This is a genomic window from Nocardia huaxiensis, from assembly GCF_013744875.1.
Taxonomy (GTDB): Bacteria; Actinomycetota; Actinomycetes; order Mycobacteriales; family Mycobacteriaceae; genus Nocardia; species Nocardia huaxiensis.
Genome location: NZ_CP059399.1, coordinates 5,424,563 through 5,437,799 on the forward strand (window position 1 = coordinate 5,424,563; position 13,237 = coordinate 5,437,799).

The following is a 13,237-nucleotide window of genomic DNA, read 5'->3' on the forward strand; positions in this document are numbered from 1 at the left end:
TCTACCGGGTGAGCATGTAGGGGTGGCTGGGGCGCAGTTCGGCCACGGCGACCAGGTCGCCGTAGGGAACTGCGCCGTTGGCCAGGCGATGGGCCATGCGGGCGAAGGACATTCGGGCGCCGTACTTGATGCGCATCCCTTCGCGGATCTTGTCGGCGAAGGGGCCGCCGGTGATGATGTGGACCGTCCCGTATTGCTGGCGGGAGCCCAGGGCCGGACGGCCGCGCCAGTCGCCGGGCTGGATCACGACGCGGCCGTCGCCGGCCAGCTGCTGGGCTTCCTCGGTGTAGGAGGAGAGCAGGAAGGCCAGGCGGCCACCCTCCTCGGGGATGACCAGGTGGGGGGCGACGGCGATGCGGTCGGGGGGTATGGGGCGGGTGACGAGGACGGTTTTGCTGTCCCACCACAGCGATCCCGCGGTCCAGGGGTTGGCGGGGACGGGACTGACGGAGTGGGTGGGGGCCTGCGGATGGACGGATGCGCCGGGGGCGGGTGCGAGGGGTGCCATAGTCAGGTGAACTCCGAAAACTGTGCCGGTCAGTGCCTTTCGAATACTGTCGGGAGGAGTCGACGGGAATTCGATCGGCGCTGATCGGCGTACCCTGTCCTTACCCGAGATAAGTACTCTTCCTACGAGAGTGCCAGAAGTACGCCGCATGCGCACATAACGATCGTGTGTGCGTGGGGTGTGTCTCGTATGGGGATGTCAGGCAATAACTTTCAGGATGAAATCCACGGTCGCTGAAAATTAGCGTTCGCTGCCGTATTCCTTTACGGCGCGCTCGATTTCGTCGGCGAGGGTGGCGCCGCCGACTTCCCAGGCAGCCGCGCGGAAGCGATCGCGGAAGCGCATGAGATCGTCGCCGATCCCCTCGCCGCCGTAGGAGGTGGTGGCGGCGTCGCCGAAGGTTTGCACGATCTCGTCGGCCAGTTCGGCCAGCCGGGCGCGAATCAGTTTGCGCAGCGCACCGGCGAGGGTGACCTCGGTGCCCACGTCGTAGAGAATGAGCGCGCCCTTGAGCATGGGCTCGTCGGGAATGCGCCAGCCCTCGGCGCAGCGTTCGACATATTGGGCGGCGACCAGTTCGTCGAGGATTTCGGGCCGGCGGTCGCCGAGCAGCTCGGAGAGTTCTTCATCGGAGAGCACCGTCGCGGGCTGATCCCCCGCTGCCACGGGCCGACCCGGACCGAAGACCGTGCGCCATTCACTGCTGGGGGTGTCCGCGGCCAGGACCTCGCGGATGGCATCGAGCCGCAGCCCGCGCGCCTGCATGGCCGCGATATCGCGCAGCCGATCCAGATGTTCGGCGCTGTAGACCGCTTCCTTCCCGGCCCGTCCGGGCTTCGGGAGCACGCCCAGCGAGTGGTAGTAGCGGATGGTGCGGGCGGGTACGCCGCTCATTTCGGCGAGTTGCGTGCGGCTGTATCTGTCCACGAAGAGCAGCATAGACAGTACGGATACCCTTCGTTGACAGTTCCAACTGTCCGCGTTAGCGTAACGGCCGCCACACTTGTCGACGACGACCAGGGAGTTTGCGATGACCCGACGCGAAACCGATTTCGACGTGCTCATTGTCGGATCCGGATTCGGTGGCAGTGTCACCGCACTGCGCCTGGTCGAGAAGGGCTACCGCGTCGGCGTGCTCGAGGCCGGTCAGCGCTACGCCGACGACGAGCTGCCCACCACCAGCTGGGACCTGCGCAAATTCCTGTGGGCGCCCAAGCTGGGCTGCTACGGCATCCAGCGCATCCACCCCCTGCGCGATGTGCTCATCCTGGCCGGCGCGGGCGTCGGCGGCGGCTCGCTGAACTACGCGAACACCCTCTACGTCCCGCCGCAGCCGTTCTTCCAGGACGCCCAGTGGCGCGACATCACCGACTGGCACGACGAGCTCATGCCCTACTACGAGCAGGCGCAGAAGATGCTCGGCGTGGTCCGCAATCCGCATCTGACCCCCGCCGACGAGGTTTTCAAGCAGGTCGCCGACGATATGGGGTGCGGCGACACCTTCGTGCAGACCCCGGTCGGCGTGTTCTTCGGCGAAGCGGGTCAGACCGTCGACGACCCGTACTTCGGCGGCGCGGGACCGCGGCGCACCGGCTGCATCGAATGCGGCGAGTGCATGACCGGCTGCCGGCACAATGCCAAGAACACCCTGGTCAAGAACTACCTGTATCTGGCGGAAAAGGCCGGGGCGCAGGTCATTCCGATGACGACGGTCACTGCGGTCAAACCCCTGCCGGACGGCACCTGGGATGTGCACACCGAACGCACCGGCGCCTGGGTGCGCAAGCAGCCCAAGACCTACACCGCCGGGCACGTGGTGCTCGCCGCCGGCACGCGCGGCACCCAGCAGCTGCTGTTCGCCATGCGGGACAAGGGAATTCTGCCGGGCCTGTCCGATCGCCTGGGCGTGCTGACGCGCACCAATTCCGAATCCATCGTCGGCGCGGCCACCCGCAAGGTGGATCCGAACCGCGATTTCACCCGCGGTGTCGCCATCACCTCCTCGATCCACCCCACGCCTGACACCCATATCGAGCCGGTCCGCTACGGCAAGGGCTCCAATGCGATGGGCCTGCTGCAGACCCTCATGGTCGACGGCGGCGGCCGGATGCCGCGCTGGCTGCGGTTCCTGTGGACGGTGCTGTTGCATCCGCTGACGCTGCTGCAGTTCATGTCGGTGAAGAACTGGAGTGAGCGGACCATCATCTCGCTGGTCATGCAGCATCTGGACAATTCGATCACCACGTACACCAAGCGCGGACTGTTCGGTCGCAAGCTCACCTCGAAACAGGGCCACGGCGAACCGAATCCGACCTGGATCCCCGTCGGCAACGAGGTCACCCGCGCGGTGGCCGACAAGATCGGCGGCGTCGCGGGCGGCAGCTGGGGCGAGGTGTTCAATATCCCGCTGACCGCGCACTTCCTGGGCGGCGCGGCCATCGGCGCGGACGCGAGCACCGGGGTGATCGACGCCTACCACCGCGTCTACGGCTACCCGACGCTGAGCGTGGTCGACGGTGCGGCGGTCTCGGCGAACCTGGGCGTGAACCCGTCACTGACCATCACCGCGCAGGCCGAGCGCGCGGCGGCCATGTGGCCCAACAAGGGTGAGCAGGACACCCGGCCCGAACCGGGCAGCGGATACCAGCGCATCGCGCCGATCGCGCCCAAGCAGCCGGTCGTTCCGGCGAGCGCACCCGCGGCGCTGGTATTGCCGATCGTCGAGATCCGGCGTAGCGCAAGCGAATCCGCATGAGCGCAGATCGCGCGTAATCGGAATCGGCGTCGTCGGTGGGAGATCCGGCGACGCCGGCGCAGCGGAACCGCCCGGTTCAGCGGGCGTTGACGTGCACGAACCCCATCGGCGAGGTGGGCGGCGGCATCGCACCCACCGGTGCTCGGAATTCCTGCAGCGCGGCAAGCACATCCACGTGCCGGGCCGCGTAGCAGCGCACCTGCGGCAGGGCGTGCGCGACCTCGCTGCGTTCGAGGGGCTCGGCGTCGATGTAGCCGACCTGGTCCATGCTCACGCCGAGTGTCTGCGCGATGCGGGTGATGGCGGCCGACTTTCGCCCCCAGCCGACTTCGACCACCGCGAAGCGATTCAGCAGTCCGTGCACGCGCAGCTGCTCCACCGTCCAGGCCCATTCGCCGCGACTGGCGACCGCGTGCATGACGCCGCGTTCGGCCAACAGTCGCAAGGAGCGCGCCGCATCGGCGCGCAGGGCCCCGCTGGTCGAGTCGGATACCACGCCGTCCCACAGCGTGTTATCCACTTCCCAGACAAGACATTTCACAGTCGGTGACATCATCCTGCCTCTATCGTCGTCCCGTCGGCCCCCTTCCCGGGACCGCCCCGCGTGCCATCGTAGGGTCTGTCTGGGCCAACTTGCCACCGGTAGCAAATGCGAGACATTCGAGTTTCAGTGCTCGTGATGCAATCATGATCCCGGGGTTGCGGCTGGTGGCGGTGGCCTGAGAGCAACGGAAAGGGGCGAGGCCCATGCGGCGTCGGTGGAAACTAGCGGGTGGCCCGGCCGCGCTCGCGCTGGCACTGGTACTGACCAGTTGTGGTGCCGCCGAGGAGTCGTCGCCGGTCGTGGTGGGGTCGCTGGATCCCACGCCCGCCTCGGCGCCCGATCTGCCCACCCCGTATTCGGCGCCACCCCAGGCCGGGACGGTGTCCATCGCGGCGGCGCCGACCACGCCGGCCGTCGATCCCTATGCCGATCAGCCGCTCATCGATCACGTCGAGTGGACCGAGGCTGTCGACGGGGCTCGCCTCCTGGTCTATCCGACCACCGCCGGACGGCAGGACACCTTCCCCACCGCCGGTGATCGCGCCTGGCAGGAAGTGCTCGCCCTGTCCCCCGACGCCGACACCGCGGGCATGCAGGATCAGTTCCGCTGCCATTGGGAATGGGCGCGCGTGGTGGCCCCCAACAAGACCAGCTGGAATCTGGAGCCGTGGCGGCCCGCCGTCGGCTACCAGGAGACGGTGAACGCCCTGTGCAATCCGGGCGGACCCGAGCGGTGAACCGGTAACGGGACCATACCGACGAAAAGGCTTGCCACCGAGAACCTTCGAGCGTGGCGGTAAATGTGCGTATCGTTGGTGGCGTCCAGCGCGTACTCCTCGGAGGGAGCGACCGGTGCAGTCTTGTGCGCCTGCGTCCACCGCCGGGCCGACACCCGCCCGGGTGCCCGCGCTGCCGCCGCGCGAGCTGTTCCCCGCGCTCGCCGAAACCTCGGACGTCTATCTGGATTCGGCCTCGACCACACAGAAACCGCTGCCGGTGATCGAGGCGGTGCGGCGGTACCACAGTTCCCGCACGGCCAATGCGGGGCGCGGGACGTATCCGTGGGCGGGCGGGCTCACCCGCGAGATCGAATCGGTGCGCGAACGCATGGCGGCCTTCATCCACGCCGACGCCGACGAGGTGGTCTTCACCGGTGGAGCCACAGCCGGGCTCAACGCGGTGGCGCTGTCGTGGGGGCTGGCCAATCTGGCCGACGGGGACGAGATTCTCTACAGTCCGCGCGATCATGCATCGAATGTCTATCCGTGGCATCACCTGCGACGGCTGCTGCGCGGGTTCGGGCGCGAGATCGTCTTGACGCCGTATCGGGTGAATGCCATGGGCGAGGCCGATATCGATGATCTCGAGCGCCGGATCGGGCCGCGCACGCGGATGATCACCGTCGGGCATCTGCATCACGTGTTCGGGGCGCTGAGCACACTCGAGGAATTGCGCGGGCGGATCGATCCGGCCATCGCGCTGTGCTTCGACTGTTCGCAGAGCGGCGGGCATCTGCCGGTGGATGTGCGGGAACTGGAAGCGGACTTCGCGGTGTTCTCCGCGCACAAGATGTTCGGAGCGCCGGGCACGGGCGTGCTGTACTGCCGTCGCCGCCGTCATGGCGAGCTGATGCCGTTCCTGCCGGGCGGGAACTCGGGTGTGTCACTGGGCGACTCGGGACTGGTCGCGGGCGCCATGCCGCAACTGCTCGAGGGCGGCACCCACAATCTGCCCGGAATTCTTGCACTCGGTGCAGCATTGGAGGTGTTCGAGCGGGTCGGGCTCGAAGCCATCGGCACGCACAATCGCGCGCTGACCCAGCGGCTCATCACCGGATTGCGTCCGGTGCCCGGACTCGAATTCCTGCCCGGCCCGGCGTACGCCCCGTGCGAAACCGGCTACGGCATCGTGTCGTTCACCCTCGACGGCATCAGCACCGGCGACCTCGGATTCGTACTCAGCGAACTCGGTTTCCTGGTGCGCACCGGCACGCACTGCGTGCCCGCCGACGATGCACCCCGCGACGAGGACTCGGTGCGGGTGAGCACGCACATCTACAACACCTTCGACGAGATCGACCGCTTCACCGAGTGTGTCGCCACGATTGCCGAGGAGGTCTCTTGACGAGCAATGGCCACGAGCCCCGCTACGACCGCCGCGCCGCCTCCCGGGTGCTGGCCGTGTTGGCCCGGCCCGGGCTCGGCGCTTCCGCCACCGTGCCCGCCGCGCCACGCCGCATCGAATACACGTGCGCGCGACTACAACCCGAACCCGGCTCGCATCTGACGCTGTCGCAGCGGCTGTATCTGGAGCGGTTCATGCGGCCGTGCCGGGCCGAACAGGTCACCAGCGCCACCCATCGCATCGCATGGACCGACAGCGACGGAATCCCCAATACCGGGCACTTCCACTCCGGTGGGCTCGGGCCGATCATGCCCATCGCCATGCGCGAGACGGTGCTGACGCTGTGGCATGCGCTGGCCGCCGATACCGGGCTGGCGCAGCGCATTTCCGCGCTGACCGAGCGGGATCTCGCGGTCCTCGAGGGGACGACCACCGATCACGAACCCCTCGACATCTTCCGGGTGGGCATCGAGGCGTGCGGGCGCGCGTTGGCACAGCATGCACTGCTGGCACGGTGGACGCCGTATCGCACGCCGAGCGAATTCGCGCTCGGAATGCGGGATTCGGGGATCTACAGCGCGGTCGCGACCCGCTGGTATTGGGAATTACAGGCGTCGAGCTATCGGCGCGGAATGATCGCGGCCACCCTCACCACGCAACCCGATGGGACGGTGCGGTATTCGGCGGAAACCGTGGCAATGTTGCGCTCGATGAAAGACTCCACCATCGAGGACGCGCATCGAATCATGCGGCGCGCCACCACCGCCGAAGGCTTGAGCGTGGCGGAGGCCATCGCCAAATACCACGATGAACTGGACCTGATTTCGCGGCAGTACGCCTTGCTGCCGCCCGGGACGCGGCCCGCGTGCCTGGCCGCCATGCCGCATCAACTGGGCGGGGCGCACTACAGCATTCTGCCGTTGATCGTGGATCGGTTCACCGAACTGTTCACCGGGATCGCCGAACGGCTCGGCATTACCGAGGTGCCCGGGGAAACCGGTTCGGAGACCGGGGAACTGAGTGCCGACGATCTGGTCTTCTACGTGCCGGACATGAACTGCCAGCACTGTGTGCGCACCATTACCGGGACGCTGGAATCGATGAGCATCCGGGTGCACGAGATCGATCTGATCAGCAAACGGGTCGCGGCCGAATTCCGCAGTCCGCGCAATCGGCAGCGCGCGTTCGAAGCGTTGCGCGACAGCGGCTACAACCCGACCACCGCGCTGCCCGTCGCGGCGACCACGGACAAGGCCGTATGACGGCTGCCGCGCCGCCGGGGCTGCCGGCGAAAATCCATCCGCTGGTGCGCGCGTTCCTGGATGCTCCCGGCGCGGTCGAAGCCGCGCTGCGGGGGTTCGGGTCACCGGCGCACCTGGTGTTTCCGCAGGTGTTCGCCGACAATCTGGGGCGGCTGCGCGGCGTGCTGGAGGAGCGGGCGCCGCGGTATCGGATCTGCTACGCGCACAAGGTCAATCAGTCGCGGGCGTTCGTGCGGACGGCCGAGTCCGCGGGGATCGGGGTGGATGTGGCCTCGGTGCGCGAGCTGGCCAGCGCGGTCGGAGCGGGGTTCGGTCCGCAGCGCATCGAGGTGACCGGGCCCAAAGGGGAGGAGTTTCTGCGCGAACTGCACGGCAGCGGGACCACGATCAATATCGACAATCTGTGGGAGTTGCGGCGGCTCGGCGCGCTGGCCGGGGACGGGCCGACCGTGCCGGTGCTGGTGCGGTTGTGCGGGTTTCCGGGGGCGCCGATCAGCCGGTTCGGGGTGCCGTTGCGGCAGCTCGGGGACGTGCTGGACGAGCTGGTGGCGCAGCGGGACCGGATCGCGTTCCGCGGGTTCGCCTTCCATATCGATTCCGGGGAGCTGGCCGAACGGGTGCGGGCAGTGGACGCGTGCCTGGAGGCGACCGAGCGAGCGTATGCGCGGGGGCTCGCGCCCACCGTGCTGAATATCGGCGGCGGGTTCCGGCAGGTGTTCACCGCTGACGCCGACGCTTTCGACGACTACGTGATCACGCTGCGGGAATCGCTGCTCGGGCGCGGTGAGCCGATGACGTGGGGCGGCAATACTTTCGGATTCCATATCGATGGCGGCGCGGTGCACGGGATTCCGGTGTTCCACAAGTATGCGAATACGGTGGCGGCGGACCGGATGCTGGCCGAGCTGTTGGATACCGGGCTCGAGGCGCACGGCGGGCGGACAATCGCGCAGGTGTGCGCGGAGAACCTGCTCGAATTGTGGCTCGAGCCCGGGAAGGCGCTGGTCGACCATGCCGGAATCACCGTGGCGCGGGTCGAATTCGTCAAGGATGCCGCGGACGGCAGTCTGCTGGTGCACCTGGATGTCAGCCGCGATACCGTGACGCCCGCCGATCAAGAGGTGATGGTGGATCCCCTGCTGGTGTCGAGTACCGAGCACGGACCGTCCGATTCCGGTGCGGCGGGCGTCTTTCTCGCGGGGCGACTGTGTCTGGAACGCGACCTGGTGACCAATCACAAGGTGTGGCTGCCGCACCGGCCGCGCTCCGGCGACATGATCGTATTCCCGAATACCGGCGCCTACCATATGGATTTGTCGGCAGCGACTGCATCGATGCATCCACTGCCACCGAAATTGGCCGTATTCCGTTGTTCCGACGGCGAGTTCCAGGTGTGCCGCGACCTCGAGTACGAGCCCGGTGAATTCGTCGCAGCGTCACCGTCATTCCTCGAACGGCACGAGGTGCAATGATGCGCTACGACCACATCACCGAACTCATCGGCAATACTCCCCTGCTGCGGCTGGATCCCGCCGTGCACGGACTGCCACATGTCGAGTTGTACGCGAAACTGGAGTCCTACAACCCGTTCGGATCGGTCAAGGACCGGGTGGCGTGGGGCATGATCCGTGACGATCTCGACGATCTGATCGAACGCAAACAGACCCTCATCGAGGCGTCGAGCGGCAATACCGCCAAGGCGCTCCGCATTCTGGGGGCCATGCACGGAATCGGGCTGCGGGCGGTCACCAATCGCATCAAGGTGAGCGAAGTGCGGGATCTCCTGCAACTATTCGGCACCGACATCGAGGAACTCCCCGGGCTGTCCGAGTGCCCGGACCCGACCGCGCCCAATGACGTGTACTCGGTCATCGAATCGACCATGTCGAAAACGCCCGGCGCCTGGTATCACCCGTCGCAGTACACCAGCGAGAAGAATATCGAAGCGCATTACGCGGGCACCGGTCGTGAGATTCACGAGGATCTGGCGCGCGACGGCATCACCCGCGTCGACTACCTCATCGGCGGACTGGGCACCACCGGTTCCACGCGCGGCGCGGCGACATTTCTGCGCAAACACAATCCGGAATTGCGCACCGTCGCCGTGGTCTCCGAACGCGGCGACTTCATCCCCGGCATCCGCTCGGAAACCGAGATGTGGGATGTGGGCCTGTTCCAGCCCGACTTCTACGACCGCATCATCCCCGTGGAAGCGGGCCGGGCCGTCGACGCGACCCTCGCTCTGGCCACCGGCTACGGCATCCTGGCAGGGCCCACCAGCGGCGCCGGCTACGCCGCCGCCCTGGAACACCTGGCCGCCCTGGACATTTCGCCACGTGACGATCACCCTCTGGTGGCGGTTTTCATCGTCTGCGACCGCCTCGAACCGTACCTCTCCTACATCCGCAAGCGCCGCCCCGAGTTGTTCGGCCGCACCAAACGCACCGCCCCGCCCTCCCCCGGCGAACTGGCCGCCACCCCCACCCTCTCCCCCGACGAACTCGAAACCCTGGACCGCACCGCCCGCCCCACCCTCGTGGACACCCGCGGCGCCATGGCCTACCGCATCGCCCACGTCCCCGGCGCGGTCAACATCCGCGACGACCAACTCGACGACATGTTCACCCACGGCATCCCCTTCTCCCGTTCCCGCCCACTGGTTTTCATCTGCCCCGTAGGCGACCTCTCCCTCCGCTTCGCCGCGCTGGCCCGCCGCGCCGGCTACGACGCCCACAGCCTCGCCGGCGGCATCACCGCCTGGCGCGACACCGGCAAACCCATGGAATCGTCGGCTCCACGCGGGTAACGAGGTTTCGGTCCACGGTTTCAGCGACTGGACAGTTCGGTTCCGGCCCGCGAAGATGCCCCGGGTATCGGTTACTCGACCTCGGGGGTTGAACTACATGTCACTGTCACGAAAGCTGGCACACACCTTGGTGATTCCGGTCGCCGGCGCACTGGCCCTGGTCGCGCCGGGCACCGCCCACGCGGCCAGGGATCTGTACGGCGCGATGGCGGTCTCCTACACCCCAGGCTCCTATGCCGTCGGCATCGCGGTCGACTACACGACCCAGGACGAAGCGGATCAGGCAGCGAAGGACGCCTGCGCGGGATACCTCGGATGCACGGTCCTCCTCCAGATCCACAACGAGTGCGGCGCGGTCCTCGAACGTGACTACCGACTCCCCTGGGGCGCAATCAAACCCACCTACTACATGGGCACCGGCCCCACCGCGGCCGCGGCCGAAGAGGACGCGCGCGCTCACGCGGGCCCCGACGGCGATCTGCTGGCGCCGTACATGTACATGGTGAAGCCGCTCTTCCTCCTCGACACCGCCTGCACCTCGAACGCGGGATGACAGCAGGCGGGCGAACCGGCCCCGCACGTCGGCCGGGGAGATCCCGTCTCCGGTGACGCGAAGGCCGCTACAGTCCATGGATGAACGAAGACAAGGCGCTGAGCGGGCGCATCGCACTGGTCACCGGAGGTGGGCGCGGGATCGGGCGTGCGATCTCGCAGGGTTTGGCCGCGCGGGGCGCTGCGGTGGCGGTGAACTGGTCGCGCGATGAGCAATCCGCGAAAGATGTTGTGACGCAGATCGAGTCCGAGGGCGGGCGGGCCCTCGCCGTGCATGCTCCCGTGCAGGATTTCGACGCGGTCGCCGCCATGGTCGAACGCGTCGACGCCGAGCTCGGGCCGATCGACATTCTGGTGCACAATGCCGGAATCGCCAGCCGGGGCAATACCGTCGCCGAGACACCGGTCGCGGAGGTCGAGAAGCTGCTCGCCGTGCATGCGATCGCGCCGCACAATCTGACGCGGCTGGTGCTTCCGGCGATGCGGCAGTGTTCGCGCGGCGACATCGTGATGATCAGCAGCGTCGCCGCGCACCAACTGGGAGCCAATGGCGCGCCCTACAATATGGCCAAGGCCGCATTGGAGGCGCTGGCGCATACCCTCGCGAAAGAGGAAGCGGCGCATGGTATTCACGTCAATATCGTGGCGCCGGGGCTGGTTGCCACCGACATGGGCGACCGCCTGACCGCCGCCCTCACCGGGGGCGTCACCCGTCAGGCCAGCGGCCTCGACGACCACTCTCCCTTCGGCCATGTGTGCCGGCCGAGCGAAATCGCCGATGTGGTGGCGTTCCTGGTGTCACCGGCGGCCGGGTATGTCACCGGGCAGCGGATCGTCGTCGACGGCGGGGCGCATCCGCACCGGCCGTGAACGGGACGCCGTCTGCGGTTACTGCGCGGGCCGGGCCAGGAGCAGATGGAACGGGACCGGGCCGCCGGTGAGCGGGCGATCTTCGACGGTGAGACCGGCGCGGGTCAGCGCCTCGATGACGTCGGCGACGGGGCGCAGACGGAAACCGTAAGGGGTGAAGGGCATTTTCGCCATGGCGTCGGGATCGCCGATGCCGATGACGAGGCGGCCCTTCGGACGCAGCACACGGGCCAGCTCGGTGCAGGCCGCGTCGAGGTCGTCCACGAAGTAGATGGTGTTCGTAGAGATGATGGCGTCGAGACTGTCGGCGTCGAGCGGGAGTTCGGTCAGGGAACCCGTGCGCAGCTGGAGCCGGCGCGCGCCGATGGCGTCCGCGAATCGGCCGCGAGCCCGGTCGAGCATGTCGTCGGCGATCTCGATGCCGTACACGACGCCGGTGCTGCCGGTGCGGTCCAGCAGCAGTGGCAGTCCCACGCCGCCACCGAATCCGATATCGGCGGCGGTTTCGCCCGGGGTGACCGCGACGGTCTCGACGGCCGCCGTCACCGCCGCTTTGTTGCCGCGGTTCAGGGCCACCGCGACGAGTTTTCCGAGCGGCCCGCTCGGGTGACCGAGCTGTCGGGCCACGAGCGACATCAGGCGTCCGGCAACGGCATTCATACTCTCGGAGGGTAGCGGGTGCGGGCTTCGCGCGTGTCGTTCACCACGACCGCCCGCTCTCGGCCGCCATCATGAACAGCGACCCGCACATGTCCCGAGCCCAGGAGCGCTCATGGCCGAGCACGAAGTGAAGATGATCATCCTGTCCACCGACAACCTGGACGAATCCATCCACTTCTACAGCGAAACCCTGGGCATGCCACTGAAGTTCCGCGACGGCACCCATTTCGCCGCCCTCGACGGCGGCCCCGTCACCCTCGCCCTGGCGACCTCGGTGGACCACCCCATCCACGGCCAGGTGGTCGTCGGCATCAAGACCGCCGATGTCGACGCCGCCGCCAAAGCGGTGGAAGCCAGCGGCGGCGGCATCGTCCAGGGCCCCTACGACGACGCCCACGAACGCCGCGCCGTCGTCTACGACAACAAGGGCAACGGCCTCGTCTTCTACAGCCCCCTGCCCCGCTAACCCACCCCCAGCACTCGAATATGAGCCGCACAAGTAGCTTTCGCCCCCTCGCGGCCGTCGGTCAGCCCTGCGTGGTGGCCAGTTTCACGCCGAAACCGATGACGATCGTTCCTGTCAGAGTGTCCAAGGCACGGCGGACAGCAGCGCGGCTCAGCCAGGTTTTCGCCACCGTTGCGGCGGTGATGATCACGGAAAACCACAGCATGCCTTCGATATTGTGCACGAGCGCGAGGACGCTGCCCATCAGCAGCGGCGGCACGCCCTGTGGGAGGAACTGGGGCAGCATGGCCAGGTAGAAGACGCCGACCTTCGGGTTGAGCAGGTTGGTGCCCAGACCGCGCGCCCACGCTGCGAGCACGCTGTCCCGCGAATCGGCCCCTGCCTCGGGCGGATTCGATACCGGCCTGCGGGCCTCGCGAATCATGGCGATTCCCATCCACACCAGGTAGACCGCACCGGCGACGCGAAGCACGGTGTAGGCAAGTTCGGACGCGGTCAGCAGGGCCGAGACCCCCGCCGCCGCGGCCACACCCCACACGAGGGTGCCGGATCCGATGCCGAAGGCGGTGGCGAAGGCGTAGCGGCGGCCCCGGCTCACCGCTGCTCGCAACACCAGGGCGGTATCGACTCCGGGGACGATGGTGAGCAATCCGGCGACGAGGGCGAACGACAGCAGGGCCTCCAGCATGC

Annotated in this window: 14 protein-coding genes; 9 read left to right on the forward strand and 5 right to left on the reverse strand. The window is 67.6% G+C overall.

Going from position 1 to position 13,237, the window contains the following annotated elements:
• Position 1 precedes the first annotated feature (1 nt).
• Positions 2-508 (reverse strand): hypothetical protein, encoded by a 507-nt coding sequence (locus H0264_RS24435; protein ID WP_181579709.1) that lies wholly within the window; start codon positions 506-508, stop codon positions 2-4.
• Positions 509-748: 240 nt separating this feature from the next.
• Positions 749-1,435 (reverse strand): MerR family transcriptional regulator, encoded by a 687-nt coding sequence (locus H0264_RS24440; protein ID WP_181579710.1) that lies wholly within the window; start codon positions 1,433-1,435, stop codon positions 749-751.
• A 103-nt stretch (positions 1,436-1,538) separates the two neighbouring features.
• On the opposite strand from H0264_RS24440, the gene H0264_RS24445 reads away from it, so the two are divergent.
• Positions 1,539-3,263: a GMC oxidoreductase gene (locus H0264_RS24445; RefSeq protein ID WP_181579711.1), complete on the forward strand. Its 1,725-nt coding sequence runs from the start codon at positions 1,539-1,541 to the stop codon at positions 3,261-3,263.
• 76 nt (positions 3,264-3,339) lie between these two features.
• Here H0264_RS24445 and H0264_RS24450 read toward each other — a convergent pair whose 3' ends face one another.
• Positions 3,340-3,783 carry an HAD family hydrolase gene (locus H0264_RS24450; RefSeq protein WP_231085406.1) on the reverse strand — a complete coding sequence of 148 codons (444 nt, stop codon included), beginning with the start codon at positions 3,781-3,783 and terminating at the stop codon, positions 3,340-3,342.
• A 227-nt stretch (positions 3,784-4,010) separates the two neighbouring features.
• On the opposite strand from H0264_RS24450, the gene H0264_RS24455 reads away from it, so the two are divergent.
• The 7 genes from H0264_RS24455 (at position 4,011) to H0264_RS24485 (ending at position 11,421) form a co-directional block, all read left to right on the forward strand.
• The gene (locus tag H0264_RS24455) at positions 4,011-4,544 is read left to right on the forward strand and encodes a DUF2599 domain-containing protein (RefSeq protein WP_181579712.1); all 534 of its coding nucleotides are present in this window, start codon (positions 4,011-4,013) and stop codon (positions 4,542-4,544) included.
• 115 nt (positions 4,545-4,659) lie between these two features.
• Entirely contained in the window at positions 4,660-5,931 is a 1,272-nt protein-coding gene (locus tag H0264_RS24460) for an aminotransferase class V-fold PLP-dependent enzyme (protein ID WP_181579713.1), read from the forward strand.
• On the forward strand, positions 5,928-7,193 hold the full coding sequence (locus H0264_RS24465; protein ID WP_181579714.1) for a heavy-metal-associated domain-containing protein: 1,266 nt from the start codon (positions 5,928-5,930) through the stop codon (positions 7,191-7,193). The genes H0264_RS24460 and H0264_RS24465 overlap by 4 nt, the downstream gene beginning before the upstream one ends.
• Complete coding sequence (locus H0264_RS24470; RefSeq protein WP_181579715.1) at positions 7,190-8,665, forward strand: type III PLP-dependent enzyme domain-containing protein; 1,476 nt, start codon at positions 7,190-7,192, stop codon at positions 8,663-8,665. Before H0264_RS24465 ends, H0264_RS24470 begins: the two co-directional genes overlap by 4 nt.
• Complete coding sequence (locus H0264_RS24475) at positions 8,662-9,999, forward strand: pyridoxal-phosphate dependent enzyme (protein ID WP_244975933.1); 1,338 nt, start codon at positions 8,662-8,664, stop codon at positions 9,997-9,999. The genes H0264_RS24470 and H0264_RS24475 overlap by 4 nt, the downstream gene beginning before the upstream one ends.
• 97 nt (positions 10,000-10,096) lie before the next feature.
• On the forward strand, positions 10,097-10,552 hold the full coding sequence (locus H0264_RS24480) for a DUF4189 domain-containing protein (protein ID WP_181579716.1): 456 nt from the start codon (positions 10,097-10,099) through the stop codon (positions 10,550-10,552).
• A gap of 80 nt (positions 10,553-10,632) precedes the next feature.
• Positions 10,633-11,421 carry an SDR family NAD(P)-dependent oxidoreductase gene (locus H0264_RS24485; RefSeq protein ID WP_181579717.1) on the forward strand — a complete coding sequence of 263 codons (789 nt, stop codon included), beginning with the start codon at positions 10,633-10,635 and terminating at the stop codon, positions 11,419-11,421.
• Positions 11,422-11,439: 18 nt separating this feature from the next.
• Here the strand turns inward: H0264_RS24485 and H0264_RS24490 are convergent, their stop codons facing one another.
• A complete protein-coding gene (locus H0264_RS24490; RefSeq protein WP_181579718.1) occupies positions 11,440-12,081 on the reverse strand; it encodes a class I SAM-dependent methyltransferase in 642 nt (213 codons plus the stop codon).
• Positions 12,082-12,193: 112 nt separating this feature from the next.
• Here H0264_RS24490 and H0264_RS24495 point away from each other — a divergent pair, with 112 nt between their 5' ends.
• Positions 12,194-12,547: a VOC family protein gene (locus tag H0264_RS24495; protein ID WP_181579719.1), complete on the forward strand. Its 354-nt coding sequence runs from the start codon at positions 12,194-12,196 to the stop codon at positions 12,545-12,547.
• A 61-nt stretch (positions 12,548-12,608) separates the two neighbouring features.
• Here the strand turns inward: H0264_RS24495 and H0264_RS24500 are convergent, their stop codons facing one another.
• Entirely contained in the window at positions 12,609-13,235 is a 627-nt protein-coding gene (locus H0264_RS24500) for a LysE family translocator (RefSeq protein WP_181579720.1), read from the reverse strand.
• Positions 13,236-13,237: the final 2 nt, after the last annotated feature.